Here is a 25,875-nt window from a genome sequence, read left to right on the forward strand (position 1 = left end):
ATGTTCGGTGGTCACGTCGCGACTATCGGCTCGCAGTTCCACTATGTTCTGGCGGACGGCTCGCAGGGTAGCGGCATTCCACAGCTGTTGCCGCAGCTGGTGCTGCCGTGGGACATGCCCGGCTCCAGCTTTACCCTAAGCTGGGATTCCCTGCGCGCCCTGCTTCCCGCAGCGTTCTCTATGGCAATGCTGGGGGCGATTGAATCCCTGCTCTGCGCCGTCGTTCTGGACGGGATGACCGGCACCAAGCACAAAGCTAACAGCGAGCTGGTTGGCCAGGGATTAGGCAACCTTGTCGCGCCGTTCTTCGGCGGAATTACCGCAACGGCAGCCATCGCCCGTTCAGCTGCAAACGTGCGCGCGGGGGCAACCTCACCCGTTTCGGCGGTTATCCACTCCGTGCTGGTGATCCTCGCCCTGCTGATCCTCGCCCCGCTGCTCTCCTGGCTACCGCTTTCCGCCATGGCCGCCCTGCTGCTGATGGTGGCCTGGAACATGAGTGAGGCGCATAAGGTGGTGAACCTGCTGCGTCGCGCGCCGAAAGACGACATCATCGTGATGCTGATCTGCATGTCGCTGACCGTGCTGTTCGATATGGTTATCGCCATCAGCGTCGGGATCGTGCTGGCTTCTCTGCTATTTATGCGCCGCATTGCGCAGATGACGCGCCTTTCCCCGGTTAACGTGGAGGTGCCTGACGATGTGCTGGTTCTGCGCGTGATTGGCCCGCTGTTCTTCGCTGCGGCGGAAGGATTGTTCAGCGATCTGGAATCCCGCATCGCGGGTAAACGGATTGTGGTGCTGAAGTGGGACGCCGTACCGGTGCTGGATGCAGGCGGCCTGGATGCCTTCCAGCGCTTTGTTGCACGTCTGCCGGAAGGCTGTGAACTGCGGGTGAGTAACCTGGAGTTTCAGCCACTGCGCACCATGGCGCGGGCGGGCGTGCAGCCGATCCCTGGCCGCCTTGCCTTTTATCCTAACCGTGAAGCCGCATTAGCGGATCTGTGAGCCACCTGATGCAGAGAAACGTCTTTGCATCATTACCCCGATCGCCTGCTGGAGCCAAGCAAGCACGGCAGGCGTCATCCATGTTCCTTTCATCAGATGCGGCTCCTGCTGCATGGCCGTGCGAAACTTTTGCTGAGTCTCCGGGCTGGTGCCCGCGTAAGACTGGAACAATGTCAGCCAGTTTTCAGCCAGCTTTTGCGCATCGTCAGAGGCGGGGTCGATATTTTCCCGCTGCGCCTGATGCAGTTTTGCCACCAGCGGCGGCCACTCCATCATGCGGTCAAAGTAGTGTGCCCGGGTAAAGGCCATCTCTTCGGCAGTGAGATACTTCTCCCATATGTTGAGCTTTGATTCCGCAAACGCGCGCGTGATGTAATCCGTCATCTCCGGCGTGATACCGGTCTGCACCTGCATCTGCGGTTCAACGCTATGCATTTCGTTCAGCCGGGTGAGAAATTCCGGCTTGCCCGCCGTATCCTGCTCCAGGCGTTCCATCCAGCGCGTCGCCAGGTCCATGGCCCGCGGGTCCGTAACGGGTATGTGCTGTTTCAACAGCGTGTTTGCCTCTGCAACCAGCCCTGACCAGATAGCCGCCAGCGCATCCTTCTGCACCGCAAACGGGAGCTGCTGTAACTCTTCTTTGCTAAACCAGCGATCGTACATATTCATTAACTCCAGAGTCTGTAGCCAGGATTCCAGATCCGGCGTCGCATCGTCGAGAAGCCCGGTCCGCAGCTCCACCAGCCGGTCGCGCAGCGTATGTATGCTGCGCAGCTGTTTATCCAGCAGCGTGATTTGCGCATCGAGTAACTCGGTTAACGACAGCGACTCCTGTTCCAGGAAATCCCTGATTTCAGCAAGTTCCAGCCCCGCTTTTGCCAGCGCCTGAATCATGTGCAGACGCTGGACATCCGCCAGGTTGTAAAGCCGATAACCTGCCGCGCTTCTGGCAGAAGGCAGCAACAACCCTGTTTGCTCATAGTGATGCAATGTGCGTACGGTGATCCCGGCCCGTTTCGCCAGCTCACCCACCTGAATCAACATAACTGCTCCTTTTACTTTGCCAGTGCCGCTACTCTGGAGCCTTACGTTACGTGAGGGTCAACCCTTGATGCAAAAAAAACGACTCCCTCAGGAGCCGTTTCGGTATTCTTTAACGTAGCGTCAGCTGTGCTTATGCTGATCGCGACGACAGCGTTTGTCGTAGTGACGCACCCACCAGTATTTGTCACACACTTCCTCATGGCCACTCACGCGTGCTCCCGCCAGCCACAACACTGCACCAATGAAGATGCTCAATATCGCGCCATGCGCAAAGTATTGCGGAAGATCAAGCTGCGGCAGCTGGTTTAAAATTGAATAACCCACGCCGGCTACCATCACGAACAGCCCCAACCCCATCAGCACGTTACCGAGTAACGAAGCGTTTTTGCGTTTCATGTGTCACCTCCGGAACTTTGGGTTGTCAGGGGAAAAGCCCCTAATCCTTGTGTGTAAAGTATAGACAACGCCCCTTTTATGAGTTGCGTGAATGATCACAATTACAGATAACTCCCAAACAAAAGTTTACAAATAACACTTTGAACAGCTTGAAATTCTAATTGTTCAAATCAGAAATTATTCGTATTTCGCTTCGACGATCGCAGAATTTTGTCAAGCGGCGCGCCAGACAGTAAACTACGCGCCAGATCTGGAACCCATTAGGAATTGAATCGTGACGATTAAACTGATTGTCGGCCTCGCCAACCCGGGCGCAGAATATGCGGCTACCCGCCACAATGCCGGGGCATGGTACGTTGATCTGCTGGCCGAGCGGTTACGTGCTCCCCTGCGTGAAGAACCTAAATTCTTCGGGTATACCTCACGTATCAACCTTGCTGGCGCGGATGTTCGTTTACTGGTGCCTACCACCTTTATGAACCTGAGCGGTAAAGCCGTGGCGGCAATGGCAACGTTTTATCGCATCAACCCGGATGAAATTCTGGTGGCTCACGATGAGCTGGATCTCCCGCCTGGCGTAGCAAAATTCAAACTGGGCGGCGGGCACGGCGGCCACAACGGTCTTAAAGACATCATCAGCAAGCTGGGCAATAACCCGAATTTCCACCGTTTGCGCGTCGGAATCGGCCATCCGGGCGATAAAAACAAAGTTGTCGGTTTCGTACTTGGTAAGCCCCCGGTTTCTGAGCAGAAACTGATTGACGAAGCGGTAGACGAAGCGGCGCGCTGCACCGAAATCTGGCTGAAAGACGGGCTAACCAAAGCGACAAACCGCTTACACGCTTTCAAAGCGCAATAATCTGCCCGATCCGGCTTTTTTACCGCGCGTCATGCGGGTTACGTGTATAATAGGCGTAGTTATTTACTTTTCATCAATCGGTTATCGTTAACGGATTGATTATCAAGATATTAAGGTGATTTAGAAATGGGATTCAAATGCGGTATCGTCGGTCTGCCAAACGTGGGCAAATCCACCCTGTTTAACGCGCTTACCAAAGCGGGTATCGAAGCGGCGAACTTCCCGTTCTGTACCATCGAACCTAACACCGGCGTTGTGCCAATGCCGGACCCGCGTCTGGACCAGCTCGCGGAAATCGTGAAGCCTCAGCGCATTCTGCCAACCACCATGGAATTCGTGGACATCGCGGGCCTGGTAAAAGGCGCATCCAAAGGCGAAGGTCTGGGTAACCAGTTCCTGACCAACATTCGTGAAACCGAAGCGATCGGCCACGTTGTGCGCTGCTTCGAGAACGACAACATCATTCACGTAGCCGGTAAAGTAAACCCGGCTGAAGATATTGATGTCATCAACACCGAGCTGGCGCTGTCGGATCTTGATACCTGCGAGCGTGCGATCCACCGTATCTCCAAGAAAGCCAAAGGTGGCGATAAAGATGCCAAAGCCGAGTTGGCGGTGCTGGAAAAATGTCTGCCACAGCTGGAAAACGCGGGCATGCTGCGTTCTCTGGATCTGAGCAAAGACGAGAAAGAGCTCATCCGCTACCTGAGCTTCCTGACGCTGAAGCCAACCATGTACATTGCCAACGTGAACGAAGACGGTTTTGAAAATAACCCGTACCTCGATCAGGTGCGTGCTATCGCCGAGAAAGAAGGTTCTGTCGTGGTTCCGGTTTGTGCCGCAGTAGAAGCCGATATCGCCGAACTGGATGACGAAGAGCGTGATGAGTTTATGGCAGAACTGGGCCTGGAAGAGCCCGGGCTGAATCGCGTTATCCGTGCTGGTTATGCCCTGCTCAACCTGCAGACCTACTTCACCGCTGGCGTGAAAGAAGTGCGTGCCTGGACCATTCCAGTGGGTGCAACTGCGCCTCAGGCTGCGGGTAAAATCCACACCGACTTCGAGAAAGGCTTTATTCGTGCGCAGACCATCGCGTTTGAAGATTTCATCACCTACAAGGGTGAGCAAGGCGCGAAGGAAGCCGGCAAGATGCGTGCGGAAGGGAAAGAATACATCGTTAAAGATGGCGATGTGATGAACTTCCTGTTCAACGTCTGAGTCGTCTTGAATGAAAAAAAAACCACGCCCTGGCGTGGTTTTTTTATTGCGGGGTCAAAAGACATTGTCTAAGAGTTCTGTTTTCATGCTGGGTTCAAAAGGAATGATTTCAGCCGTCGCGAGCTTTAACCTCTGAAAAGGATCCTCGCGTAATCGCTCTTCAAGAGAGGCAAGACTCTCACATTTCGCGAGAATGACCCCACCGATTCTCGGCACCCGTTTTCCGGATGCGAGGAAAATTCCCTCTGCATACCCTTTTTTTAGCCACTCGACATGCGCAGGTATTGCTGCGTCAATCTCTTCGAGTGGTTTGATATAGGTTAAAATGACAATATAAACCGTGCTCATCCTTTGCCTCTCAGCTGTGTTTTTAGCCGTTTGTTGGAATTGCTTATGCAGTTCCTCTGTTGCCATCGGGTATCGTTATCATTTTGGGCACATTTGATCTTAATATGCAGGGCCCGATCGAGACAACGCGTTATTCTTCCTATTCCACGAATAGAACCAGTCATGCCAGCCGTTTTGCTTTACCACATAGCTACAGGCCACAATTACTTCCTTTGACTGGTTGAAAGTTAAGTAATAGAAAATAGCGCCTTCAGGAGGTGCAGACCAAAATAGTTTTTCGCCCTGAGCACTGAAGATGGTCAAAATAGTTGGTAATGGCTTTGGTTCGCTTAACGCAAAGACTAACTGGCGTGTTGAGTCGACCATTGCAGAGTCTAAAAATGGCATCCTAACCCGTATGTTACGTTCAGCACACGCCCACTGAAGCAGGTCATTTTCTTTAATACAAATGAGATTTTCAATCATCGGTAAACCTCAACTTTTAAAGTTTGATCTGTTTCAAATCACCTTCAAAAAGCCCCACAAGATATACCCGGTATCGTGCTGGCTGCACTTCTTTATACGTTAATACAGTAGAAAATTCCTTTACACACTTTGAACAAGTGTTTTTCGAAACATATAATTGGCTTTCATCGTAGATATACTTCTTATGTTCACTAACAAACTTCACACCTCTCATTTTCTTAACAAAAAAATCTTTCACCTCTTCAGAGAGCGAGTCAAATTCATATGAGTTTACGATAGAATAGATTATTACTCCCTCGCATTCAGGGCATGCTATTTCTGCGCCAGAATCTAAAAAGTCATTATCTATGCCATCCAGGACTAGTACCTTCTTTTTCAGTCGATTAGTTATTCTCATTTTCTATAACCTTTTAATTTTATTAATCAATAATGTCATTCAGTCAAACATTCCATTCGATATAAATTCCACAGTCGAAGCTTTTCTCATTAGACTGTACAATAATGCTTCCCCACTCATGATGCCACTGAGTTCCGTATGGAGGCGTACTAATTTTAAGTTTAGGGCGTGAGGTTATTTCACTATCAACCCATGCTGTCAAGCGCTGTTCTTCTTCAGATAAATTACGCAAATTGGCTCTTTTATCCCAATCCCATAAAGTTTTATAAAAATTCCCATTCTTACTGGTAAGGAATATGCAAGGAGAAAAAGAAAACACAGAAGGCCTCAGTTCTAATATGAAAGTTTGATCTTTCCAATCGATATTATCAATAGAGAAATAATAAGAGCCTATTGTATTCAACGGAGAGAATAACATGTAAAATCCGGAGTTTTTAAAAGTCTCAACATCCTTTAACTCGAGGGGGTAATTGTTAATAGCCACAAAGCCACTATTAACATCAAAATTCATTTCTAACATATCTAAACCACCTTGTCTGGAAGTGACTACATTATATTCCAGGTTAAATATATCCCGTGATTAAATGATTTTATCTCATATGAGACAGAAACCCGCCCCCATTCAAAGCGCCACCTAATCATGTCTGTTTCCGTGGTATCAGGCGTGTCCAGATTGAGTGATTCTTTTAGCCAATCAGATAAGCTTTTCACTGATTCATTTAGCATGTGAATATTAGCTCGCGCATTCCAGTCATTTAATGCGTTATAATACTGACTGTTTTTATCAACAAGATGAAGCATAAAAGGAAAACCATAGCACAACGGGCGTATAGTAACTTGAAATTCTTTGTCGAAAAACGCTACTGAGTCAACAAGGTAGTGATTCGGCATGGTTTTATTTACAGCTTTTCGCTTGTTTAATTCGTGGTATAATCCACTCTTACAAAATCCTTCTTCAGTATCAATTCCCAAAGGAAGATCATCAAATGTCAGATCACCGGTAATCGGATTTAAATTGAATTCAATCATGTTCCCCTGCTTTACTTTTGACTGTCTAACAAGATCTTAATGATATAGTCGACTTAACATGATAACAACTATATGACGATAATTTTCCGTGTAAAATCACATTTGTTATAACATTTACAATAATATCCACATAGCAATAAAGTCTTATTGCCAATGGTGCAATAAGTCAATCCACATTTCTTTTTCCCCAGCGATAACTTTTATGCCATCTTTATTTTGTTTTACATACTGCATGTATGTTTCATAAATAGCTCTTATCATCACCGTTTTTTCAGAGCGAGATCCTTCAATCAAAGTCATTATTTTTTCTAAATAAATTGATGAATTCACTCTTTCGTTGAAAAAAACAATGAGGTAATCGAGTACTTCGTTATATGAATCGTAATTCATGACAGGCTTCTCTGAACTCTTATTTCGATTTATTTTAGTACATCCAACTTTTGGTTGCGCCTAAAACAGTGTTTCCATTTAACAAAGGAGTCATGTATGCAAGCGTTAATTGATACTGGAACGCTACGCATGGAGATTCTGGTTGGTTTGTACACCAGTTTAAGCAATAAAAACTAATCATTTTCTATGTCAGGAGGAGGAGTCGTAATGCCAAGAACATCTCGCCCAAATCGAATTTCTTCGTTGGTTTTCTTTTTTAATTTTAGGATTATAACACCCAGTAGAGCATTGTTTTTATCTGAATAAATTTTAAAGGAAAATGACTTAGTTAGGATATTAATTACTAAGACAGTTTCTTCATCATAGTTTTCAAGAGCAATAATTAATTCATCAAGACCTTCTACCTTCAATCCTGTAAGTTTTGTATTATTTTTATGCGCTTTCATTATTCGCAACTCATCTTGAGTATTGTTTATAAATGATGCACATTGAAGATTATTCTTTTTATTTAGAGAAGAACTATATTCATCCGGAATTTTTTCTCGCGCATACTCAATAAGGTCATCATCATTTATCATGGTAAATTCGCCTCAACGTAGCCTCTTAGAAGTCCTTTCAGAATGATTTCATGTTCCTTCATGCGTCAAAAGAAGACTCCCACGACCACGAGTCACCTTGTAAAGGAGTCTATTGAAAGTGCAGTGTCTATATCTGATCCACGCGACCGCGCTGTCATCTCTCTTCATTTCTGTACCTCAGAGTAATCGGCCAGTTCAAAAAATACCGAAACTGATTGTCGTGCAACCCTGCCGGTGCATCATCGCCGTCAATACGCGGCAATGAGCGATCGAGACGGTAGAATTCATCGCATGCGCTCAACAGCCCTGCGTGCGGAAGGGAAAAATTGCATCGTTAAAGATGGCGACATAATGATCGCCTTCTTTACGTCTGATTCTTTATAAATTAATCTTCTTTGGTTAGCTTTAAATTTAAAAAACACCTTCTTTAAGAGGATGATTTTTTATTCCACCCCAGGGATCGTCTAGCAAAAACTTAGCTGCAACAGTTTCTTTTGTCGGTACGAGCGTGAAATTATAATAAATTTCATCTCCTTCACAAACTTCATAAAACAGTGAATAAGTTTTATCATTTAATCCTAAGCTTAAATAAAATTTTTCAGTTGCTGAAGCGACTTGTAATTTATGTTGTTCCGTAACAAAAAATGGCACAACGATGCAGCGCTGAGAATTATCATCTAAATTGAAAGATTGTTCTACTTTAATATTCACGTTTGCGCCAAATGCATCATCTGGCAATGGATCAAATATGACATAATCCTTATGAAGCACAGCACCTTGTGAAATATTTCCTTTCCCCCACTGACTCAGTTTCTCATCATAGTCTCGGGATCGTAACAATATTTGACTATGCGAAATCAGTAGATTAACTATTTGTATGTTTTTATTGTTCATTACCTTACCTCGATTTTTATTCTCGTTACACCTGACTGCTCTGATAAAAATGTTACCAATATTACAACATGCACCACAATTACTGCTCTTTGATATCCGTCATCTCTTGCCAGTTTTGATTATAAAAATTTATTGCCATATATTGAACAACTGCCTCCATATCTCCTGTTCCTCATGAGCAATGACTCTATAATCTTGAGTCTTTCGTCTATATACCATAAAGCATGAGTCTATAGATCGAATAGAAACCGTTTTTTCTTTTCGACAACCCTCTAAAATAGATTGCATATCCTGGAGGCAATTATAATCAAGAATATATTTTTGAAAAAATAATTCCAGAAAATCCAATGCTTCATTATAAGATTGCAAATTTATCATAGTTCCTCTGAGAAAATATCAATCTTGTCGTAATTAATAACTCTATTTTCAGCATGCAGCTGTTGAACACGACCCTGGTCGTATTCAGGGTATGAACTGTGAAGCTACAGACAACATTTACTTCCTTTGACTTTTTCAATTTTAAGTAAAAAAACACCTTCAGCCGGTAAAACAAAAGTATTTTTTCTTCCTGTACTTTGAAGATTATCTGAATGGTTGATTAGTGCTCTTCAGAATTTATTTTATGAGGGATTATCTCTCCTCTATATGGTATGTATTTCTATTACTCCAGTAAATAATTTTATATTTACCAAATTTGATGTTTTGTTCTTTATAATACTCTATTACTTCAGATGGATACCAACCATGTCCAAATAAAAAAAGAGCACCTTCGTCAACTAACAGTCTTATTATTCTTTGTTTATTCTGTTCGTCAATTACAGGTATAACCATAAACTCATCTTTTAATGAAAAACCTATCGCCTGCATTTTTTTAATTAAACCACTTCCCAAAACACGTATTTTTATACTAGTCCCAGCCACATCAATAACAACAATTGAATTATCTGGCATCTTATTCAATTTACATTTACCCTTATTAATTGTAGTGAATATATTGCTAACATTCAATGGCTTCTTATGAAAGATCTTCTTCTGTTACCAATCCATTAACAAAGATGGAAAATGAATTTGTCAGATATCTTTGAAGTTTTATATGATTCTCTTGCATAGTCAAATACTCATCAAAAGAATCTGTAGCAAAGTATACAATTGAGTAATTATCTAAATCCAGACAGAAGAAATTCCCTCCCCAATCATTTGCGAAGGGAAAAAGGTTTTTTGGGATCACTTGCCTATCCAACATGCTGACATAGCAACCATCAATTAAAGATCTAGGGTCATCATTTGTCTGACTATTATAAATAAACGGTTTAAACCCAGCCACCTCTACTGGTTCAAAATCTTCATCATCGGCCCACCAACTTTTCTCAGGAGTGCCACCATTAAATTGCAGATAATGTGAAATGAAATCATCAGGAAGAATAATAGATAATTCTTCTTCATTTTTAGCAATATCTGCACGTCCAATCTTTTTTTCACAGTTACTGAAATGATTCATATATTATTTGGCCAGATGATCAAAAAAATCGCGAATTTATTTAAGGTGTTTATGAGCTGTTGCTGTATGAAAATTAGCTTAGGAAGCCCGCCTCCCCTGATGTTCAAATATTTATCAGAACATTGTCGACAAGCTCAAAGCCTGAAACCCCCATTGTTGTGTAATTTGGATATTCAGCAACAGATAAACGCCTGATTTCGTCCTCCCCATCATATAAGCCGCCAGCATAATTAAATATTTTTAATTCTTTTTTTTCTTCAGTCAGATTAGCGTGGCCAATAATTTTCCAAATGCCTTTGCTAATATTCTGATTGCCAGTGAAAACAACCTTCATCTCTTTGCCAAACTTTTCAAAAGATAAAGGTCTCAGTGAACTGTTATCTTCAAGCTCCTCCGTATTCTGTATTGATAAAATGCAGAAACCTATTGCTTGCTTAAACTTTTCTTTTGGAGCAAATACAATCTGGCAAATCGCAAATTTCCCATTACTCATCGGAATGACAAAGATGTCACCCTCTTTGTATTTTACTTTCATAAGCTATTACCTTTCAGAATTGATAACGCATCTTTCAATACTTTTCCACCCCAATCACTGTTACGACCCGCAATATCCTATGTGCTAGCATTTAGGTTATAAGGACTAAATGATCTGATTTTATTTATGAGATTTTTTAAGGAGATCACTGACTTAGCTCCACCATTAAGAACCATAATCCTTTGTACCAGGAATTTAATTTCCGCTTTGGTCAAATTATTATCAAATATAATCAACTGTTGCAAATGTGATTTACCCGGTGTATTCGCATGGCTATTCAAACGAGCTGGAGCTTCCCCACGTCCTCCATAGATAATATTCTTTTCATCGTGAAGGGTTATCGTCCCGCTCTTCCCACACCAGGTTATTGCGGCAATCGTAATCCAGGCAGAGAGACCAGCGGTGGATCGCGGGTGTGGAAGGGGAAGATTATATCATTAAAAATTGCGATTTGATAAACTACTTTTTACTATTTGATTTGTTTTGAAAAAAATTCACGATTTGACGAGGATTTTTCAATGTTCTGAACTAGATGATTAATAAATCAAACATTATAGCCTAAATATGCTATTACTTTCTTTATCCATGTCCAGACTTCCTAACGCTCCAAGATCTAAAGAATAAATCTCATCAGTACCTTTACGCAAATTCAAAAAGTATCCCAAATCACCATCTTGACCAATCAATAAAACGTCAGGCTCCACCGATTGAATTGTGTATGTATTATTTCTTTCAAGCAAGTCAAAACAATTGAAAACATAAAGCTGGCCACCATTTGCTCGTTGAATTTCATAAGAGTAGCTATCTTTGACGTTCTCAATCATAAAGCGCTTATATTCAGAAGGTAAAGACGTGTGTATAATCTTTTCAACTTCATTTATCTGATCAATTAAATCTTGCTTTTCCATATCGGCTTACCTATAAATGAATAAATCCTATATTAGGATAAATATTATCTCCATTAGGTTCGCATTTATTGAGGAATTAGTTGTAATTATTAATAAGGGCAATTATTGTTTCTTTCCTGAAACTAACCAGCCATTAATTGCATAATAAAAAATGGAATAAAAAAACCAATTTTTCTTATCAATGTTCTATATATTCAGCGCAATGGTTAAAGATTGATAGAATCTTTATTTATAAACACCAAGCTCTTCAGATCTTGAAATTAATTCATCTTGTAAGGAGCCTTGTATTTCATCGCCGTCATATTCAAGTTTAAAATCCCCATCAATATTTGGAGGGAAACGTGAACCATCGATTGTTCCGAGAACAGTAGAAGTTGTATCTACAATGACCAACCTAAGGAAATTGAAAATTTTCTCCTGTTCTTCTGGGGATAGTTTATGAATTACACTTCTTGCCCGCGAATAAGGATCTTCATCACCATTTGACTTGGATAAATCAGATAGATTATCAATATAATAATTTAGCGTATCGCCTAAAAGCTCGGCAAGTAATGATCTCACAACTAACTCATCTTTATTCACATTATCTCCTACAATTACTTTTACCTTTAGGTTTTGATTTTCTCATTTCAGGATACATTGCTTTATTTTTTGCGATTAATTCCTGAAGAACGCTGTTTGCAATGTCTTGATAAACTCGCCTTAATTCTAAGATGTCTCTAGCAAGCAGTTCCCTCGCATTAGCAAATGGTTAGCCAGTTGAAGGATTAATTTTCTTCGTGAAACAATACCGACACCTTCTTTTGATATAGTATGGCTTTCTTAAGGTACTAAAATTGACGGGCCAGTTTTAGGGTCATAACCTTCTACAAGATCTTTCATAGTAGCTTTTTGCCCCGCTTGATGAGCATCAAGTCCTGTGTTACCTCGCAAAACTATATCTCTCAAATCAGTGTAGACGTAGGTCAGCGTCACGTCTCCATGCAGTTCCTTCAGCAGGCTGAACCCTTCCCGGACAAACCAGGTGGTCACCAGCTTACCGGCGGGCTGTCCGCCCAGCACCTGGCGGCTCGTTGGCGGGTAAAACATCCCGGCGATGCAGAAGCCCGAGGAGGTCGTACTCGCTGCGGGTGGTCAGCAACTACGGGGGCTATCCTGAGGTTGGGGTTATTCGTCACGAGTATAATGACCGATTATGGAGGTTAAGAGTAAGCAAAGTGCAAAAAAGCAAGCAAGGTGCGTGCAGAAGGAAAAAGAAAATTGTTAAAAATGACTATGTGATGAACTACTTGTATTATTCTATTTTTTCATTCAAAGATAAACTCCCTCTTCTAATGAGTTTTCAATAATCGTTGCTTTTGCAAAGGAAATTAGAATATTTGAATCTTGCTTTTTATATTTAACTTCGTAACTACCAGGTTCTAAAGTAATAAACTCACCTGAAATGGCATCTGAGTCGTCAGGCTCAAGATCTCCGCCAGTGACATCTTCTCCCGCCCCAATGAAAACCTTTCCAGAAGGTACGTTTAAAAATAGCGACCCGGTACATTCATCAACATCTCTTTTAATATGGACTTTATAGGTTCCATCATCTCCAAGATTGAGAAATAACACATTACCTTTATTTATTTCTTCAACTTCATCTTCTGGAAGGCTCCACCAATCTACATCATCGTTAAGTCTATGTTTTAGTGACATTAAATCATAAATCACAATTGTTGCTGTATTTGTTTGGAAATGTATTATTGCATGCATAATTTTCAATACTTAATCTTTTATGAAATAATTAAAAACACTATTATGTCAAGTTATAATCTGTAGTATCAATCCCAACTCACATTTCAGCGTTATATTTTTTGAGGATTCCAGTCAGAGTAATCAGCTACACGGATTTCATTAAGAACGAGATCCAGTGGAACATGTGCAATGCTATCTGCGATTTCATCATAAGGCGCTGGCAACTCAAATGAAAAACCAAAGTCGTCATTTATAATAATGAAACCATTAAAAATGCGTTGTTTATTAGTCAAGTCGATTATTTGCCTCATCGTTTGACCTGGTTGTAATATGTTATTATACCTCCCCTTATAGCTTACATTACAACCAATCGAAATGATCGTTCCATCTTCAAGGGTAGCGATTGTGATAGTGTCATCTACAATATATGCAAGCCTTTTCTCATCATCAGGCAAAAAATAATCAAAGTAATTTACCTTAAACCCTGTATATAACTCATTCATATATTTACTTATATTTTCACCCAAAAACACGTTACCTAGCGCTCTCCCTGATAAAATATCAGCATTAAAATCAATCATTTATACCCATCCATTCGGAAAAAAAATTAAATTATAGTAAATTCCATCTCCTTCACAATTCAGCGCAATGGTTAAAGATTAACATGATGCATCTACCATTGCACACTCAAAAAAAATGGTATGTTGGAAATATATTTTTACCCTTTAATGATTACAATGCTCCTATGATCTGTCTCATTTTTTATCCATAACATTTCATCTTGAGGTAACGATCCATCACTGCAGAAATCTACAAGTTCACCTTGCCAATCATCAGGAACATATTTGTGATAATGCATACTTTCGACATATTGGGAATATAGTCTTTTATTATCAAAGTCTATAAACAAATCTGGCATTAGATCATATATATCCCACCAGGTGGTTTTTTGCGAAAGCCTATTATAAAACTCCTCAGCTATATCATCCTTATTATATAAATAAGCATCTTTAATTAAACCATCAATGAATATCTTTGCGTTTTCTTCATTTACAACTGGTATGTTATATCTTTCCTTATGAATATCCTGTAGGTTTATTTCCATCCCACTTCTCACAAAATCTTCTACCCATTTTGCTCTGTCTAAAACCCACATTTCTTTAAAGGCCACGAACCAATAAAATCTTCCTTCGTTCTTTATTATCACAAGGAGTTCTTCATCTTTATTAATATTCATATAATAACCTATTTTACACTCCCCGAGACTGGAATCGCTACTTCGTCAAGCCATTCTGCCCATAATGATGGTAATTCATACGATCTAACTGGCGTTGTCGGATCCACACGCTTAGGAATTAATCCCTCTTGATGTAACGGATTAGTACGATAACCAACCTGAGGTATTGCACTTTCTTCTTTTAAATCCGCCATCCGCTTAGGGACTTTAAAGGAGAATACATTTGCCTCGCTCATGTAGATATTTTTAAAAGTTACAAAATGACCCTTTTCCCACATGAATTATCCGTAATACTTGGCGGAAATAACAAATTATTTTTTCCAATAAAGAATCCTCTGGTTAAGAAAATAATCCGCACAATTAATAGAGGCATCCGCCAAGGCACGGTATGAGAGATACCAAGTTTTCAACTTACAACGAGCAAACCGTAAATCTATTGTCCTGCCATGGTTTGGCCTTCAAGAATCGAGGGCTCTACAGCGGTTTGAACATTCAAAACCTAATGCCCCCCGACAGTGATCTAACATTAATGCCTTAAATCGAATATATTAAATTAAAAAGCATTCGACCTTCATTTTTTTCAAGGCTGATGTCATATTCATTGCCAACCACCTTAAATATCTCGTCTTCATTCACAAAAAAAACTCTGTACATTATTGAGGAAATTATTTGTCTAAACATATCTGAAGAAACATGTCTTCTTAAAGTTTTGAGGTCAGCCAAATTATTTCTAACAATATAATACGAATAATTCATTAGAATGAAATTTGATATTAGTAAATTCTTCGTGGATTGATACTTGTCAAAACAATGTTCCAAGGCTCTATAAATTGTTTTTTTAGATTTCTCATAAGTATTAATAAAACTATCAGGATCGCAAAGGTAGCAGTTTTTATCATTAAAAGACAGGGAACTTCTATCGTTGTTCGCAACAAACAAAAAATTCAGCACTGATAATTGATAATGTTTTATAGACTTAATATCTTCAAAGTTTTTCTTTTTTTCAAATTGTACATAAAATTGCTCAAGCAAAGACAATATTGAGACATTACCATGCTGAGAAGTATTTATACAAATCCCATCTTTAGTAATGCATAGCAAATTATAAGAGTCATCATCCATGCCCATTTCAAAACACAAAAATCTTAAAAAAAAGCTTTTTGCTTTTATAGCGTAATCTTCTTCGTTATCTTTTAAAGAAAACAGTTGATAGATATAAAACAAGATAAAGATATCTTTATCTATACGCTGTCGGTTATCTATTTGAAAAAGATAACCTAATCGAGAAAGGAAAACTTCAAATGCATACTTACCATCTTCACTTAGGCCTAATTTGTTTAACGCACGCTGAAACATAACTTTAGGAAAGCAAGTTTGCCAACGACTCAACTCTACATGCTTCCCATTTTCTTTTTTAAAACAAACGGGGAATAGGTCCGGTTCATCCTGAACATAGATATATTTTCCAAAACTTTCAATCTCTGCTCTCGCATTAGTGAAGTGTTCAATTTTATGTATAAACATTTCAAAAATCATTACGTAATCCTCTTACCACATTTCTTCCAATTACCTTTAGCATCTTTCTTTTCAATCTGGAATGAAGTGATTTTATCATTAAAACGAGGAAGGATATTTTTATCCAGGGTTAAATCCTGGTCGGCTATCATGATTAACCCATATGGCTTTATCACCTCGATTATTTGGGACCAATCCACCTTTACCACCACGCTCAGAAGCTGAGGCAATCGCTTCATCTTTACTCGTATAGCGTATAACTTCCTCTTGTTTTAATCCCAGAAGGTCTATTCGCGTAAGACTATTTGCACCATACAGGTAAAGATTTATCTCCCCCGCCAGCCCTATCGGGTCCTTCTGCGTAAACCGTCCGCAGTCCGGGTCGTAATACCGGAACAGATTGTCGTGCAACCATCTCACAATGCAGGTGTTGACCCTGCATCCGCAGGTTCTGGGAATATCCTGATCCCTGCGTCTCGCTTTCCCGCAACAGCTTGCCCCAGGCGCTGTTCACCCCTTCCCAGCGCACCTGCCCTTCGATATCCGTCATCCGCTCTGGCGTGCCGTTGGACTGGCAGTGGAACCAGAAGATCCCCGGCGCTTCCACGCCGTCAATTCGCGCCAGCGGGTCGTAGCTGTCCTGGTCGCTGTAGACATAGGTCAGAGGCACGTCTCCGTGCAGCTCCTGCAGCAGACGGAACCCTTCCCAGACAAACCGGCTTGCCGGTTAGCTGTCCGCCTTGCATTTGGCGTCGCATTTTGCTGATGCGTGGTCCGAGCGGGTCGTAGCGGAAGCTGACCTGCATCTGCGGCCTGTTGCGATCCCGCGGCTGGCTGATAACCTCCGTCAGGCGGTGTTCGCCGTCGTACCGGTAGTGCCAGCGGATCTGGCCGTTATCCTTCTCTACGGTACGGCCGTGGATGTCATAACGCCACTGAATACCGTTCAGTTGCGTGACCCGGTTATGGGCAATCTTCTTTCCAGCGCCCTCTAACGGATTACCAGCCGCATCCCAGCGCCACTGCTCCTGACCGGGCAGCGAGCCGTCCTGAGCGAGCAGGCCCCGGCGCTGTCGTACTGCCAGCGGTTCCAGTTAAACGGGTTATCGTCCCGTTCTTCCCGCACCAGGTTATTGCGATAATCGTACTCCAGGCGGCGGGACCAGCGGCGCGGCGACGGGCGCTGGGCATTGCCGGTAAAGTTGTCCCATCGATAAAGATTACATCGTTAAAGATGGCGACGTAATGAACTTCTTGTTTAACGTTTGATTTGTTTTGAATGGTATAAATTACTGTTCTTACGCCTTCTTACGCAGATAGAACTCAAGATATTTTTTAGGTCTATCCTGAAAAGCACGCTCTTTGCCGTAGTTATAAGCATCGTTAAAATATTTATACGCTTCATTGAATTGATTCAACTCGTAACAGACCATACCCAAGTCGATTAACGGTGCAGTGTCTATATCCGATCCACGTGTCCGTAAAGCCGTCTCTCCCCATTTCTTTGCCTCAACGTAATCCGCAAGATCAAAATATGCGCTGTACATGCATGCAGAGATCCAGTTGGCAAATTCTGATTCGGACTTTGGTTCAGGAAGAGCTTGCCAGGCCTTTTGGTATTGTTCTAAAGCCTCGGCGTATTTTTGGCTGTCGTGTAACTCGTTTCCTTTTTCAATAGTATTTGTTATAGATATTTTCATACTCAAGCGCCTGTCCTTTTAATTAAAAATCCTTTTCTAAGCAACAATCGAATTCAATAAAATGCATTATTAAATTATCATTTTATATTATAAAATTATTACATTGCAATCGATCATCTTATAGCAAATCTTTTTAAGTATCAATGACTCTATAACATCCCAATCACCTCCACCGAGGCCAGCGCCTATTCTTGGCATTTGTACTGAAAGGCGATTTACTAAAGCAAAGTCAGATAACTTTTCAAGACAAACTTCCAGGAATGCATAACATACGTATTGATTTTTGTCATTGACATTTTTCTTAATACCATCTTGTGCATACATATTAGCAATAAATATCTGTTCTTTAGCATCAACCAAGACAAAATCAACCGTACCTAATTCTGGGGTGTTATTTCCATTGAAGCTATTGAGATAGTATTCCTTTGCAGAAGGATATTTATTTGAAAGAGACAGAACAAAGCCTTTACCCCATTTCCCTTTATTATTCACAATGTGAGCAATAACTATGGATTTTTTCAAAGGTTCCACAGCATTTCCAGACAAGAGCTTTATTTGTTTTTTTTCTTGCAATGAACTCGTTGATGTTTTCCAGAAAGTTTCAAATTCCTCATTCGAAATTTCTTCAGTATCACTTAAGTCCAGATCGCTTTTTTTACCATCATACAGCAGAAACCCAACTTTCTCGTTTTTATCTAGCAAAGAGGAAGATGCATAACAATCGCCATCTATAATATTTATTTGTCGTGTGGCCACCTCCCCTATGAATTCATTGAGAATAATTCCTTCACCTGCAATAAAATCAACGTTACCTTTATAGTATTTTTTCACATCAACCACAACTCCTCGCACTTTTAACAATTCTTTCGGAGACATCAAGATCTTTTGTGTTTAAGATAAAGAATGTATTTTTCCGGGGTTCAATTACATCCAGGCCAGTAACATCTATGTCAACAAAATGGCTTATACCTTTTTATTTTCTCGTTTAGGATGGCAACTGTCCAATTTATATTGGAAACACTATGATATAGTCATATAAGTAACTTCAATTGAATCATATATTTTACCAGTTCTCCACTTACAATTCATGAGGGTCTAAGCAATAGTGGCAGAGAATTGTTCCTGTTAGGTTATGAGGGTCATAAGCAGCATCAACATGTCCCCACTCCCTTGATACAGGAAGAACAATAGTAGATTTAGTTTTGAACCATTCCCTTAAACATCGGGTGACTTTCCCTTCGGGTCTATTCTGTTTTCCCATCAATAATTTTTCTGGGGCGAAGCGCCAACTACGAATTATTGAGTTAGGATCATTGGGAACCAAGAAGTCAATTATTAGATATATATCTCCGAACTCATGGTCACCTTTAAGGATAGTTCTGTATGAGACTGTTTTATTGTCTTTTTTTTCAGGCCACCCCTCCCACCTTACATTTGTATTATTAAACAACTCTGTCTTAGTAACTCTTGGTCCTAATAGAACCCTTTTATTAAATTTAAGAACACCAGTTTCTGCGTCAAAATTCATTTTCACATCCCAATATCAAATGGAAGACCAATAGGTTCCAGAACTTTTTTATAATTCGAAAGGAAGAATTGGGTACCGCCACCGCTTCCTAACATTTCAGTATCTGGTGACAAAGCTTGTCCCGTACCAGCAATAGCATCTCGTTTGACTCTATACATCTGAATCTTACTTCTAAACCCATATTTTTCATGAGGTAGAACTTGTAAACTTTCCCATAATTTTTGTCGACTACCACTAGCAGCTTCTAAAGTGGCTTTGTCGAAATAAAATCCTGACTGCCCAGGTGCTCCACCATAAACAATATCGCCTTCTTTAAGCATTGTGTTTGACCAAGAATAACGGCCTTGATAAATCCCTCTTCCTTGCCACTGCCTACCAAATGCCGCCTGGTTATGGTCATTTTATCGAGTCGGTGCACACTTCGCTTTCAATCCTAATGGATCAACCCAATTCAACGGATTAGTGGCGTAAACGTAAGTATTTATACCGCCATTAAAACCTATCGGGTCATCGGAACGATTCGGACGCCATCATACTTTTTAACACGTTAAATAATAAAACGCCGGGAAGATTTGATGCTCTTCCCGGCCAATTATTATTGAATATTATTCATAAACTCTTGCAGCCATTAAAATATCTGCAATAAATGTCCAGTTAACATTTTCTGGAACAGGTAATTTTTGATTTAAATAATATCCATCCATATCTTCAACCCAAGATGCCATCGATTCAAAATATGAGGGTAAGTCTTTGCTCTCCCACTCACTTAGATTATTTCTGGCATTTGAAGATAAATTCTCAAGAAATTTAATAAAATCGTCTCTAGTATTTATTCCTTTAGTATTCATAACAATATTACTCCAGTACTTTTTTATTCCATCACCCAATTTGAAAATAATCGACTTACCATCTGTTTTTGTTGTCATTTTCCACATCTGATCAGCAACTTCACTAGGTGAGGCCCATTTAAATGGAACTCGTTTCCTTTTTCTACAAGAGATGTAACTTTTTCATCAAATTTATCGAAACCGTTTTTCATATGCTTATTCATTATCAATCGAAAAGAGACCTCCTTTCCTATATAAAAGTGGTTTTAAGCGAAAAATGTTGTCAGAAGTAAGGAGGGTTCTAAAAGTGTTAGTTTTTATTATTAACCTAGCCAAAAAAGAATTGCTTAAAACCTTCCGCCTCAACATCCTTAAGCTTGCTTTTTAGCATTAAATCGATATCTTCCAGAAAGTCCTCTCTGAAATTAAAATCATCATCTGTAGCATCACCATCATATTTACTTTGTTCGATCTCAATGGCAGAACAAAAAGCATCCAAAAAGTCGGCTAACGAATTGGAAATAATGAAATTTCTTTTTTGAATACTACCATAAACAGGAGATGTGATATTTTGGGTATCACAAAAAAGAACATCTCCATTTCGTTCAGCAAAGATTATATATTCATCGCGCCAGGTCGTGTCATTTTGAACTCGCCAGCCTGATAACATTTTATTAAGCTCTTGGGGCTCAACAATCTGTATAATGAATGCACCATCAAATGTTGGGTGGTCATTTAAAATCAAATGGCTATAAAAAAATCGAATTTCACCATTTAAATTTACAGGAAAAGAAGTTTCATTTTCATCGTCTGCATAGTCTATCTCTCCCATATTTAAATCATTCATTTTGAATTTCTTGACAAAGTCTTGGATAGTATTTTTTATATGCATTATTCCTCTTTAAGAGTTATCATTATTGGCTACGCTTAAAATTACCATATCCATAGTTGAAAAATGTACTCATAATCCAAAGAACTTCTTCGCGCCATTAAAAAAGAAAAACAAAGAATCAATAATGGCACGACACCCTTCAATATTAAGGTAGTTTATTGCCCTTTCTTTTACGATTTGAGTGTATTTCGTAGAAATAATCTTCACAAAAAACGTCTAAAGCATTTTCCAGTGGAACAAGTTTCAACCCCCGGAATCCTTTACTGTCTATAACTTCCTTGACCTCTTGTTTAACAATGATAAAACCACCTAACAATGTGTCGTTCAACGAAAGTATATCATTTTCTAGCGCATCATCCTTGAATTCAATTTTAAAAGGTATGGTATCTCCGAACTTATCCTCTTCGAGAATAGATTTATCCTTATCTATAACATCGCCGCCTGGAAAATATGCATATTTAAAATCATCCCGAAGAACTTGACCATTCCCAATCGAAACTGGTGTAATATCTCGGCCAAAAAAAACATTGTGCTTATAATTTTCAAAAATCGAAAATAAAGACTTATCCATCAAGTGTCCAAAGTCTTTTTTATAATAGTCAAATTTCAAAGCCCCAACATTTTTATTGCACAACAAATAAATATGGTCTGGGCATGCATCGTCTGTCATTCGATAAGGGAAGGGAAAGGCAGAGCCTTCTATTTCCCAGTTTTCATTAACCTGTAATCTTTCATCAACCATGCCCTGTAAATTTCTTGGCATGCGTGATGATTCAAAGTCATTCATGATCACATAATAGGACATTAATTCATTCCCCTGATTTTTTTGTGGGAACATGACCCATCCAAATTTTATTCTTCATATCAATCTGGATCCGCCTTATAGCTATCCTCGCCCCTTTAGCATCTAATCTTCCAGAAATATATCGTTACTCAACACGAGCAATGCGCCGACGGAGAATGTCACTATAGTTATGATAATTACTGCTATGGAAGATATCCATACCTTTCCCTGCATCTTGTTTCATCGCTGATGCGCTACCTGGAAAATTAATACCATTAAACGCAGAGTTCATGTCTTTTCCGATGCCAATATTATTGAAGAATGATTGCTCCTCTTTCCACACCTCAACGGGTATAACATGGTGAGCAGAATTCGCTCCGGCGTGCCGTTCGGCTGGAAGTGGAACCAGAAAATCTCCGGGGCATCAACGCCGTCAATACGCGCCAGCGGGTCGTAGCTGTCCTGATCGCTGTAAACGTAGGTCAGCGGCACATCCCCGTGCACTTCCTGCAGCAGCCGGAACCCTTCCCAGACAAACCGGTTGGCTGTCCGCCCAGCATCTGGCGGCGCGTTTTGCTGATGCGGCGACCGAGCGGATCGTAGCGGAAGCTGACCTGCGTCTGCGGTTTGTTGCGATCCCGCGGCTGGCTGATGACTTCCGTCAGGCGGTGTTCGCCGTCGTAGCGGTAGTGCCAGCGGGTCTGGCCGTTATCCTTCTCCACGGTGCGGCCGTGGATGTCATAACGCAAGCGAATGCCGTTCAGCTGCGTCAGGCGGTTGTGCGTGACCTTATCAGCGGAACCTTCAAGCGGGTTATCAGCACAATATGACAACCTTATTTAATAGTTAATTCCACGTTAAATAAATACCGCAATTAAATGATTTAATATCATAGCAAATAGTTATATCACCCCATTCCAAGTGCCACATTATACTATGTTTTTCTTTTTCATCTGGTTTGCCAAGATCATATTCACCCGACACCCATTGATATAAAAATTCGACTTCTTTATTTAGCATATCAATGTTAGAAACCTTATTCCAATCATTTATTGCCTTATAATACCCTCCCTCTTTATAAATTAATTGCACCGTAAATGGCAAATTACTGAAGCATAATGGTTGTATTATAATCTCGAATTCCTTTCCCGACCAAAGAACGGTATTAACTGTATAATGATGGGGAATTAATTTCTGCATTTTATTTTCTGATTCAAGATATTTGTAAAGATCAGAAGTTATAAATTCCTCCTCCCTTTGTATTAAAAGACATTTATTGTCTAACTCAACCTTACCATTTACCACGTTAATTTTAAAATTAATCATATGCTAATGACCTTCCCCGGTATCAAAAGATTTCTAAATTCCTCAGGGATAAAGAATTGCCCCCCCCCCTCGACCATATATCTCATTAGCCAATGCTCTTCCATATGCTACATCAATATCCTCACTTACATAATAAGCTCTAACTTGCGTTCTTAATGTACGATGAGGATCTATTTTAACCTGAAGTGCTTCATGGTAGCCTATAGCATTTCCTTTATTTTGCCTAACGGTTGGATAAGTCACTGCATATGATGGAGGAGTATCACCGTTTGGATATAATGCATACAGAATCGTGCCTTTTTTCAGTTTCCTGTTTTTGTAGACATCTATACTTTGTAATCACCTTGACCTTGCCATCTCGTAGCTTCTTTAGATGGATCCTTACATTTACGGCTCAACCCCCACGGATCCACCCACCCCAGCGCATTCGGCGCATACTGGTAAAGGTTTATCCCCCCCGCCAGCCCTATCGGGTCCTGCTGCGTAAACCGTCCGCAGTCCGGGTCGTAATACCGGAACAGATTGTCGTGCAGTCCTGTCTCACGGTCCAGGTATTGCCCCTGCATCCGCAGGTTCTGAGAATATCCTGATCCCTGCGTCTCGCTCTCCCGCAACAGCTTGCCCCAGGCGGTGTTCGCCATCGTACCGGTAGTGCCGGATCTGGCCGTTATCCTTCTCTACGGTACGGCCGTGGATGTCATAGCGCCAGCGAATACCGTTCAGTTGCGTGACCCGGGCTTTGATTTTAATATATTAAGCCAGCCAATAGTGTTCTTTTATTAAAAATTATCTGTTTTTTGTTGTTTGAGTGAGCACTTCAAAAACAGACGCTGCTTAATTATAACCTCGCAAAAATCAATCCTTCTCTTTGCTTAATATCAGGGCATCATTTTTTTAATATCAAGTGCGTAATTAACAACATCATCTAAAAGTTTTTCTTCCCTGAGGGAAAAGTTTGCGTATTGAGCCATAGCTCTGCATGTTGACAGACTTTCAATTATTTCAAATGGAATTTTGTCTCCAAAAATTATTATCTGTTCATAACGAGTTTGAAAAAAATTTACCGATTCATGTTTACCATTGGCATTAAGTTCAAAAATTATTTTTTCAAGTGCATTTTTTAAGTTATTCAATTTCATTACCAGGGAACCCTTAAAGTTTTAACCACCCATGCTCTTGGAAGATTTGATACCACAGCCTGGTATCCCATCCCAGGATATCCTGCCCCTTGAGCTGCAGCAGGACCTTCACTCACCCACGTTCCTTTAGGAACTCTAAACTCTGATACATTAGTAATATTAACACCCCAATCATGGCGAATAGCTAGCTTTTCTCGCAAAACCTCCTCGGAATTGTATTTTTCATTTGTCAGCCAAGAAATTTTTCTTCCTGTTCTATTATTTACACCATGATATTTATAAAAAGTCTCGTCTCTTTTCAGCTGCCTGTTTTTATAAACGCTTTTATCAAATGTTTCTGCAATTCCTCCAGGAAGTTGCGGCCCTGGTTTTTTCCCTGTATTGCATCGGCTTAACCCCCACGGATCCACCCACCCCAGCGCATTCGGCGCATACTGGTAAAGGTTCATCCCCCCCGCTAGCCCTATCGGGTCCTGCTGCGTAAACCTTCCGCAGTCCGGGTCATAATAACGGAACAGATTGTAGTGCAGCCCTGTCTCACGGTCCAGGTATTGCCCCTGCATGCGCAGGTTCTGAGAATATCCTGATATCTGCGTCTCGCTTTCCCGCAGCAGCTTGCCCCAGGCGCCGTTCACCCCTTCCCAGCGCACCTGCCCTTCGATATCCGTCATCCGCTCCGGCGTGCCGTTGGGCTGGCAGTGGAACCAGAAAATCTCCGGCGCTTCCACGCCGTCAATACGCGCCAGCGGGTCGTAGCTGTCCCGATCGCTGTAGACGTAAGTGAGCGGCACATCCCCGTGCACTTCCTGCAACAGCCGGAACCCTTCCCAGACAAACCGGGTGGTGACCGGCTTGCCGGTTGGCTGTCCGCCCAGCATCTGGCGTCGCGTTTTGCTGATGCGTCGCCCGAGCGGATCGTAGCGGAAGCTGACCTGCGTCTGCGGTTTATTGCGATCCCGCGGCTGGCTGATGACCTCCATCAGGCGATGTTCGCCGTCGTAGCGGTAGTGCCAGCGGGTCTGGCCGTTATCCTTCTCCACGGTGCGGCCGTGGATGTCATAGCGCCAGCGAATGCCGTTCAGCTGCGTCAGGCGGTTGTGTGTGACCTTCTCAGCAGATCCTTCGAGCGGGTTACCGGCTGCATCCCAGCGCCACTGCTCCTGGCCGGGCAGCGTGCCGTCCTGAACGAGCAGGCGCCCGGCGCTGTCGTACTGCCAGCGGTACCAGCTGAACGGGTTATCGTCCCGCTCTTCGCGCACCAGATTATTGCGGTAGTCGTAATCCCAGCGGCGGGACCAGCGGCGCGGCGACGGGCGCTGGGCATTGCCGGTAAAGACGTCCCGGCGGTGCAGTCGGCCGAGGCGGTCGTATTCGCTGCGGGTGGTCAACAGCCCCTGGCTGCGGCTGGTCTCGCGGTGGAGTTCGTCGCGAGTAAAATCGGAGACCGACAGCTTATCGAGAGCAATGCTGAGCAGATGTCCGCTGCCGTAGTAGAACTGCTTCAGCTCGCGGCCATCGGGCAGCGTGACGGAGGTGCGGTTGCCCAGCGCGTCATACTCCCACGCCAGCTCGCCGTGCTCGCCCGCCTCGCGCGTCACGCGACCGAGCGCATCATACTCAAAG

Annotated in this window: 36 protein-coding genes and 3 pseudogenes; 3 read left to right on the plus strand and 36 right to left on the minus strand. The window is 41.9% G+C overall.

Going from position 1 to position 25,875, the window contains the following annotated elements; translation table 11 throughout:
• Window positions 1–1,008 (plus strand): SulP family inorganic anion transporter (locus DOU50_RS07060; protein ID WP_148769121.1); only part of this gene is annotated, 1,008 nt, incomplete at its 5' end.
• Here DOU50_RS07060 and DOU50_RS07065 read toward each other — a convergent pair.
• Window positions 994–2,052, minus strand: coding sequence for a MerR family transcriptional regulator (locus DOU50_RS07065; RefSeq protein ID WP_148769122.1), 1,059 nt, complete (start codon window positions 2,050–2,052; stop codon window positions 994–996). The genes DOU50_RS07060 and DOU50_RS07065 overlap by 15 nt on opposite strands.
• A 120-nt stretch (window positions 2,053–2,172) precedes the next feature.
• The gene (gene ychH, locus DOU50_RS07070; RefSeq protein WP_024907062.1) at window positions 2,173–2,448 is read right to left on the minus strand and encodes a stress-induced protein YchH; all 276 of its coding nucleotides are present in this window, start codon (window positions 2,446–2,448) and stop codon (window positions 2,173–2,175) included.
• Between the two features lie 274 nt (window positions 2,449–2,722).
• On the opposite strand from ychH, the gene pth reads away from it, so the two are divergent.
• Both pth and ychF read left to right on the plus strand, forming a co-directional pair.
• Window positions 2,723–3,307: an aminoacyl-tRNA hydrolase gene (gene pth / locus DOU50_RS07075; RefSeq protein ID WP_023336005.1), complete on the plus strand. Its 585-nt coding sequence runs from the start codon at window positions 2,723–2,725 to the stop codon at window positions 3,305–3,307.
• A gap of 126 nt (window positions 3,308–3,433) precedes the next feature.
• Window positions 3,434–4,525, plus strand: a complete 1,092-nt coding sequence (ychF, locus tag DOU50_RS07080; RefSeq protein WP_020690896.1) for a redox-regulated ATPase YchF — start codon at window positions 3,434–3,436, stop codon at window positions 4,523–4,525.
• 54 nt (window positions 4,526–4,579) lie between these two features.
• Here ychF and DOU50_RS07085 read toward each other — a convergent pair whose 3' ends face one another.
• From DOU50_RS07085 to DOU50_RS07255, 34 genes and pseudogenes are all read right to left on the minus strand, one after another.
• Complete coding sequence (locus DOU50_RS07085) at window positions 4,580–4,873, minus strand: YciI family protein (RefSeq protein ID WP_024907061.1); 294 nt, start codon at window positions 4,871–4,873, stop codon at window positions 4,580–4,582.
• A gap of 99 nt (window positions 4,874–4,972) precedes the next feature.
• Complete coding sequence (locus tag DOU50_RS07090; RefSeq protein WP_024907060.1) at window positions 4,973–5,338, minus strand: hypothetical protein; 366 nt, start codon at window positions 5,336–5,338, stop codon at window positions 4,973–4,975.
• A 16-nt stretch (window positions 5,339–5,354) separates the two neighbouring features.
• Window positions 5,355–5,735, minus strand: a complete 381-nt coding sequence (locus tag DOU50_RS07095; RefSeq protein ID WP_047958859.1) for a hypothetical protein — start codon at window positions 5,733–5,735, stop codon at window positions 5,355–5,357.
• A 43-nt stretch (window positions 5,736–5,778) separates the two neighbouring features.
• Window positions 5,779–6,255, minus strand: a complete 477-nt coding sequence (locus tag DOU50_RS07100) for a hypothetical protein (RefSeq protein ID WP_148769123.1) — start codon at window positions 6,253–6,255, stop codon at window positions 5,779–5,781.
• A 26-nt stretch (window positions 6,256–6,281) separates the two neighbouring features.
• Complete coding sequence (locus DOU50_RS07105) at window positions 6,282–6,764, minus strand: hypothetical protein (protein WP_024907058.1); 483 nt, start codon at window positions 6,762–6,764, stop codon at window positions 6,282–6,284.
• 144 nt (window positions 6,765–6,908) lie between these two features.
• Complete coding sequence (locus DOU50_RS07110; protein WP_024907057.1) at window positions 6,909–7,154, minus strand: hypothetical protein; 246 nt, start codon at window positions 7,152–7,154, stop codon at window positions 6,909–6,911.
• 173 nt (window positions 7,155–7,327) lie between these two features.
• Window positions 7,328–7,732 carry a hypothetical protein gene (locus DOU50_RS07115; protein ID WP_024907056.1) on the minus strand — a complete coding sequence of 135 codons (405 nt, stop codon included), beginning with the start codon at window positions 7,730–7,732 and terminating at the stop codon, window positions 7,328–7,330.
• A 411-nt stretch (window positions 7,733–8,143) separates the two neighbouring features.
• Complete coding sequence (gene comJ, locus DOU50_RS07120) at window positions 8,144–8,626, minus strand: competence protein ComJ (RefSeq protein WP_148769124.1); 483 nt, start codon at window positions 8,624–8,626, stop codon at window positions 8,144–8,146.
• Window positions 8,627–9,256: 630 nt separating this feature from the next.
• Window positions 9,257–9,577 (minus strand): hypothetical protein, encoded by a 321-nt coding sequence (locus DOU50_RS07130; protein ID WP_071994458.1) that lies wholly within the window; start codon window positions 9,575–9,577, stop codon window positions 9,257–9,259.
• A 64-nt stretch (window positions 9,578–9,641) separates the two neighbouring features.
• Entirely contained in the window at window positions 9,642–10,124 is a 483-nt protein-coding gene (locus tag DOU50_RS07135) for an SMI1/KNR4 family protein (protein WP_023292200.1), read from the minus strand.
• A 103-nt stretch (window positions 10,125–10,227) separates the two neighbouring features.
• The gene (locus tag DOU50_RS07140; protein WP_024907053.1) at window positions 10,228–10,659 is read right to left on the minus strand and encodes an immunity 26/phosphotriesterase HocA family protein; all 432 of its coding nucleotides are present in this window, start codon (window positions 10,657–10,659) and stop codon (window positions 10,228–10,230) included.
• A gap of 551 nt (window positions 10,660–11,210) precedes the next feature.
• Entirely contained in the window at window positions 11,211–11,567 is a 357-nt protein-coding gene (locus DOU50_RS07145; RefSeq protein ID WP_061714947.1) for an SMI1/KNR4 family protein, read from the minus strand.
• 225 nt (window positions 11,568–11,792) lie between these two features.
• Window positions 11,793–12,149 (minus strand): hypothetical protein, encoded by a 357-nt coding sequence (locus tag DOU50_RS07150; protein ID WP_073961520.1) that lies wholly within the window; start codon window positions 12,147–12,149, stop codon window positions 11,793–11,795.
• Between the two features lie 240 nt (window positions 12,150–12,389).
• On the minus strand, window positions 12,390–12,656 hold the full coding sequence (locus DOU50_RS23670) for a hypothetical protein (protein ID WP_061714946.1): 267 nt from the start codon (window positions 12,654–12,656) through the stop codon (window positions 12,390–12,392).
• A gap of 222 nt (window positions 12,657–12,878) precedes the next feature.
• Entirely contained in the window at window positions 12,879–13,322 is a 444-nt protein-coding gene (locus DOU50_RS07160) for a DUF6386 family protein (RefSeq protein ID WP_148769127.1), read from the minus strand.
• Between the two features lie 92 nt (window positions 13,323–13,414).
• Complete coding sequence (locus DOU50_RS07165; protein WP_048990655.1) at window positions 13,415–13,885, minus strand: hypothetical protein; 471 nt, start codon at window positions 13,883–13,885, stop codon at window positions 13,415–13,417.
• Window positions 13,886–14,022: 137 nt separating this feature from the next.
• Window positions 14,023–14,541: a hypothetical protein gene (locus DOU50_RS07170; RefSeq protein ID WP_148769125.1), complete on the minus strand. Its 519-nt coding sequence runs from the start codon at window positions 14,539–14,541 to the stop codon at window positions 14,023–14,025.
• Window positions 14,542–14,549: 8 nt separating this feature from the next.
• Window positions 14,550–14,819: a hypothetical protein gene (locus DOU50_RS07175; protein WP_148769126.1), complete on the minus strand. Its 270-nt coding sequence runs from the start codon at window positions 14,817–14,819 to the stop codon at window positions 14,550–14,552.
• 256 nt (window positions 14,820–15,075) lie between these two features.
• Window positions 15,076–16,077 (minus strand): hypothetical protein, encoded by a 1,002-nt coding sequence (locus DOU50_RS07180; RefSeq protein WP_048990657.1) that lies wholly within the window; start codon window positions 16,075–16,077, stop codon window positions 15,076–15,078.
• Window positions 16,077–17,275, minus strand: a pseudogene (locus DOU50_RS07185) (RHS repeat domain-containing protein); the annotation flags it as partial. The pseudogene DOU50_RS07185 and the gene DOU50_RS07180, both read right to left, overlap by 1 nt.
• A 79-nt stretch (window positions 17,276–17,354) precedes the next feature.
• The gene (locus DOU50_RS07195) at window positions 17,355–17,756 is read right to left on the minus strand and encodes a hypothetical protein (RefSeq protein ID WP_024907040.1); all 402 of its coding nucleotides are present in this window, start codon (window positions 17,754–17,756) and stop codon (window positions 17,355–17,357) included.
• A gap of 87 nt (window positions 17,757–17,843) precedes the next feature.
• The gene (locus DOU50_RS07200) at window positions 17,844–18,632 is read right to left on the minus strand and encodes an Appr-1-p processing protein (protein WP_228117516.1); all 789 of its coding nucleotides are present in this window, start codon (window positions 18,630–18,632) and stop codon (window positions 17,844–17,846) included.
• 202 nt (window positions 18,633–18,834) lie between these two features.
• Window positions 18,835–19,284: a hypothetical protein gene (locus DOU50_RS07205; RefSeq protein WP_072050682.1), complete on the minus strand. Its 450-nt coding sequence runs from the start codon at window positions 19,282–19,284 to the stop codon at window positions 18,835–18,837.
• A gap of 2 nt (window positions 19,285–19,286) precedes the next feature.
• The gene (locus tag DOU50_RS23805) at window positions 19,287–19,604 is read right to left on the minus strand and encodes a hypothetical protein (RefSeq protein WP_228117517.1); all 318 of its coding nucleotides are present in this window, start codon (window positions 19,602–19,604) and stop codon (window positions 19,287–19,289) included.
• Window positions 19,605–19,685: 81 nt separating this feature from the next.
• Window positions 19,686–19,787 carry a hypothetical protein gene (locus tag DOU50_RS23810; protein ID WP_080690917.1) on the minus strand — a complete coding sequence of 34 codons (102 nt, stop codon included), beginning with the start codon at window positions 19,785–19,787 and terminating at the stop codon, window positions 19,686–19,688.
• Between the two features lie 102 nt (window positions 19,788–19,889).
• Window positions 19,890–20,210, minus strand: a complete 321-nt coding sequence (locus DOU50_RS07215; RefSeq protein ID WP_228117518.1) for a hypothetical protein — start codon at window positions 20,208–20,210, stop codon at window positions 19,890–19,892.
• A gap of 229 nt (window positions 20,211–20,439) precedes the next feature.
• Entirely contained in the window at window positions 20,440–20,958 is a 519-nt protein-coding gene (locus tag DOU50_RS07220) for a hypothetical protein (protein WP_224752844.1), read from the minus strand.
• A gap of 190 nt (window positions 20,959–21,148) precedes the next feature.
• Window positions 21,149–21,841, minus strand: coding sequence for an Imm43 family immunity protein (locus DOU50_RS07225; protein ID WP_228117519.1), 693 nt, complete (start codon window positions 21,839–21,841; stop codon window positions 21,149–21,151).
• 91 nt (window positions 21,842–21,932) lie between these two features.
• The gene (locus tag DOU50_RS07230) at window positions 21,933–22,130 is read right to left on the minus strand and encodes a hypothetical protein (protein ID WP_071994455.1); all 198 of its coding nucleotides are present in this window, start codon (window positions 22,128–22,130) and stop codon (window positions 21,933–21,935) included.
• Between the two features lie 26 nt (window positions 22,131–22,156).
• Window positions 22,157–22,608, minus strand: a pseudogene (locus DOU50_RS07235) (type IV secretion protein Rhs); the annotation flags it as partial.
• Window positions 22,609–22,633: 25 nt separating this feature from the next.
• Window positions 22,634–23,113 (minus strand): hypothetical protein, encoded by a 480-nt coding sequence (locus DOU50_RS07240; protein ID WP_126801770.1) that lies wholly within the window; start codon window positions 23,111–23,113, stop codon window positions 22,634–22,636.
• A gap of 326 nt (window positions 23,114–23,439) precedes the next feature.
• Window positions 23,440–23,848, minus strand: a pseudogene (locus DOU50_RS23815) (RHS repeat-associated core domain-containing protein); the annotation flags it as partial.
• Window positions 23,849–23,991: 143 nt separating this feature from the next.
• Window positions 23,992–24,252, minus strand: a complete 261-nt coding sequence (locus DOU50_RS07250; protein ID WP_024907031.1) for a hypothetical protein — start codon at window positions 24,250–24,252, stop codon at window positions 23,992–23,994.
• Window positions 24,252–25,875: RHS repeat-associated core domain-containing protein (locus DOU50_RS07255; protein ID WP_194266134.1), on the minus strand; the 1,624-nt coding region annotated here is incomplete at its 5' end. The genes DOU50_RS07250 and DOU50_RS07255, both read right to left, overlap by 1 nt.

It is taken from the genome of Enterobacter sp. C6, assembly GCF_008122455.1.
Taxonomy (GTDB): domain Bacteria; phylum Pseudomonadota; class Gammaproteobacteria; order Enterobacterales; family Enterobacteriaceae; genus Enterobacter; species Enterobacter pseudoroggenkampii.

What these genes read in the sequence shown, in the direction of transcription:
- DOU50_RS07065 (WP_148769122.1), bottom strand. Translation starts at nt 2,052, where the DNA reads ATGTTGATTCAGGTGGGTGAGCTGGCGAAACGGGCCGGGATCACCGTA.
- ychH (WP_024907062.1), bottom strand. Translation starts at nt 2,448, where the DNA reads ATGAAACGCAAAAACGCTTCGTTACTCGGTAACGTGCTGATGGGGTTG.
- ychF (WP_020690896.1), top strand. Translation starts at nt 3,434, where the DNA reads ATGGGATTCAAATGCGGTATCGTCGGTCTGCCAAACGTGGGCAAATCC.
- DOU50_RS07085 (WP_024907061.1), bottom strand. Translation starts at nt 4,873, where the DNA reads ATGAGCACGGTTTATATTGTCATTTTAACCTATATCAAACCACTCGAA.
- DOU50_RS07090 (WP_024907060.1), bottom strand. Translation starts at nt 5,338, where the DNA reads ATGATTGAAAATCTCATTTGTATTAAAGAAAATGACCTGCTTCAGTGG.
- DOU50_RS07095 (WP_047958859.1), bottom strand. Translation starts at nt 5,735, where the DNA reads ATGAGAATAACTAATCGACTGAAAAAGAAGGTACTAGTCCTGGATGGC.
- DOU50_RS07100 (WP_148769123.1), bottom strand. Translation starts at nt 6,255, where the DNA reads ATGTTAGAAATGAATTTTGATGTTAATAGTGGCTTTGTGGCTATTAAC.
- DOU50_RS07105 (WP_024907058.1), bottom strand. Translation starts at nt 6,764, where the DNA reads ATGATTGAATTCAATTTAAATCCGATTACCGGTGATCTGACATTTGAT.
- DOU50_RS07110 (WP_024907057.1), bottom strand. Translation starts at nt 7,154, where the DNA reads ATGAATTACGATTCATATAACGAAGTACTCGATTACCTCATTGTTTTT.
- DOU50_RS07115 (WP_024907056.1), bottom strand. Translation starts at nt 7,732, where the DNA reads ATGATAAATGATGATGACCTTATTGAGTATGCGCGAGAAAAAATTCCG.
- comJ (WP_148769124.1), bottom strand. Translation starts at nt 8,626, where the DNA reads ATGAACAATAAAAACATACAAATAGTTAATCTACTGATTTCGCATAGT.
- DOU50_RS07130 (WP_071994458.1), bottom strand. Translation starts at nt 9,577, where the DNA reads ATGCCAGATAATTCAATTGTTGTTATTGATGTGGCTGGGACTAGTATA.
- DOU50_RS07135 (WP_023292200.1), bottom strand. Translation starts at nt 10,124, where the DNA reads ATGAATCATTTCAGTAACTGTGAAAAAAAGATTGGACGTGCAGATATT.
- DOU50_RS07140 (WP_024907053.1), bottom strand. Translation starts at nt 10,659, where the DNA reads ATGAAAGTAAAATACAAAGAGGGTGACATCTTTGTCATTCCGATGAGT.
- DOU50_RS07145 (WP_061714947.1), bottom strand. Translation starts at nt 11,567, where the DNA reads ATGGAAAAGCAAGATTTAATTGATCAGATAAATGAAGTTGAAAAGATT.
- DOU50_RS23670 (WP_061714946.1), bottom strand. Translation starts at nt 12,656, where the DNA reads ATGTTTTACCCGCCAACGAGCCGCCAGGTGCTGGGCGGACAGCCCGCC.
- DOU50_RS07160 (WP_148769127.1), bottom strand. Translation starts at nt 13,322, where the DNA reads ATGCATGCAATAATACATTTCCAAACAAATACAGCAACAATTGTGATT.
- DOU50_RS07165 (WP_048990655.1), bottom strand. Translation starts at nt 13,885, where the DNA reads ATGATTGATTTTAATGCTGATATTTTATCAGGGAGAGCGCTAGGTAAC.
- DOU50_RS07170 (WP_148769125.1), bottom strand. Translation starts at nt 14,541, where the DNA reads ATGAATATTAATAAAGATGAAGAACTCCTTGTGATAATAAAGAACGAA.
- DOU50_RS07175 (WP_148769126.1), bottom strand. Translation starts at nt 14,819, where the DNA reads ATGTGGGAAAAGGGTCATTTTGTAACTTTTAAAAATATCTACATGAGC.
- DOU50_RS07180 (WP_048990657.1), bottom strand. Translation starts at nt 16,077, where the DNA reads ATGATTTTTGAAATGTTTATACATAAAATTGAACACTTCACTAATGCG.
- DOU50_RS07195 (WP_024907040.1), bottom strand. Translation starts at nt 17,756, where the DNA reads ATGAAAATATCTATAACAAATACTATTGAAAAAGGAAACGAGTTACAC.
- DOU50_RS07200 (WP_228117516.1), bottom strand. Translation starts at nt 18,632, where the DNA reads ATGTCTCCGAAAGAATTGTTAAAAGTGCGAGGAGTTGTGGTTGATGTG.
- DOU50_RS07205 (WP_072050682.1), bottom strand. Translation starts at nt 19,284, where the DNA reads ATGAATTTTGACGCAGAAACTGGTGTTCTTAAATTTAATAAAAGGGTT.
- DOU50_RS23805 (WP_228117517.1), bottom strand. Translation starts at nt 19,604, where the DNA reads ATGCTTAAAGAAGGCGATATTGTTTATGGTGGAGCACCTGGGCAGTCA.
- DOU50_RS07215 (WP_228117518.1), bottom strand. Translation starts at nt 20,210, where the DNA reads ATGACAACAAAAACAGATGGTAAGTCGATTATTTTCAAATTGGGTGAT.
- DOU50_RS07220 (WP_224752844.1), bottom strand. Translation starts at nt 20,958, where the DNA reads ATGAATGATTTAAATATGGGAGAGATAGACTATGCAGACGATGAAAAT.
- DOU50_RS07225 (WP_228117519.1), bottom strand. Translation starts at nt 21,841, where the DNA reads ATGTTCCCACAAAAAAATCAGGGGAATGAATTAATGTCCTATTATGTG.
- DOU50_RS07240 (WP_126801770.1), bottom strand. Translation starts at nt 23,113, where the DNA reads ATGATTAATTTTAAAATTAACGTGGTAAATGGTAAGGTTGAGTTAGAC.
- DOU50_RS07250 (WP_024907031.1), bottom strand. Translation starts at nt 24,252, where the DNA reads ATGAAATTGAATAACTTAAAAAATGCACTTGAAAAAATAATTTTTGAA.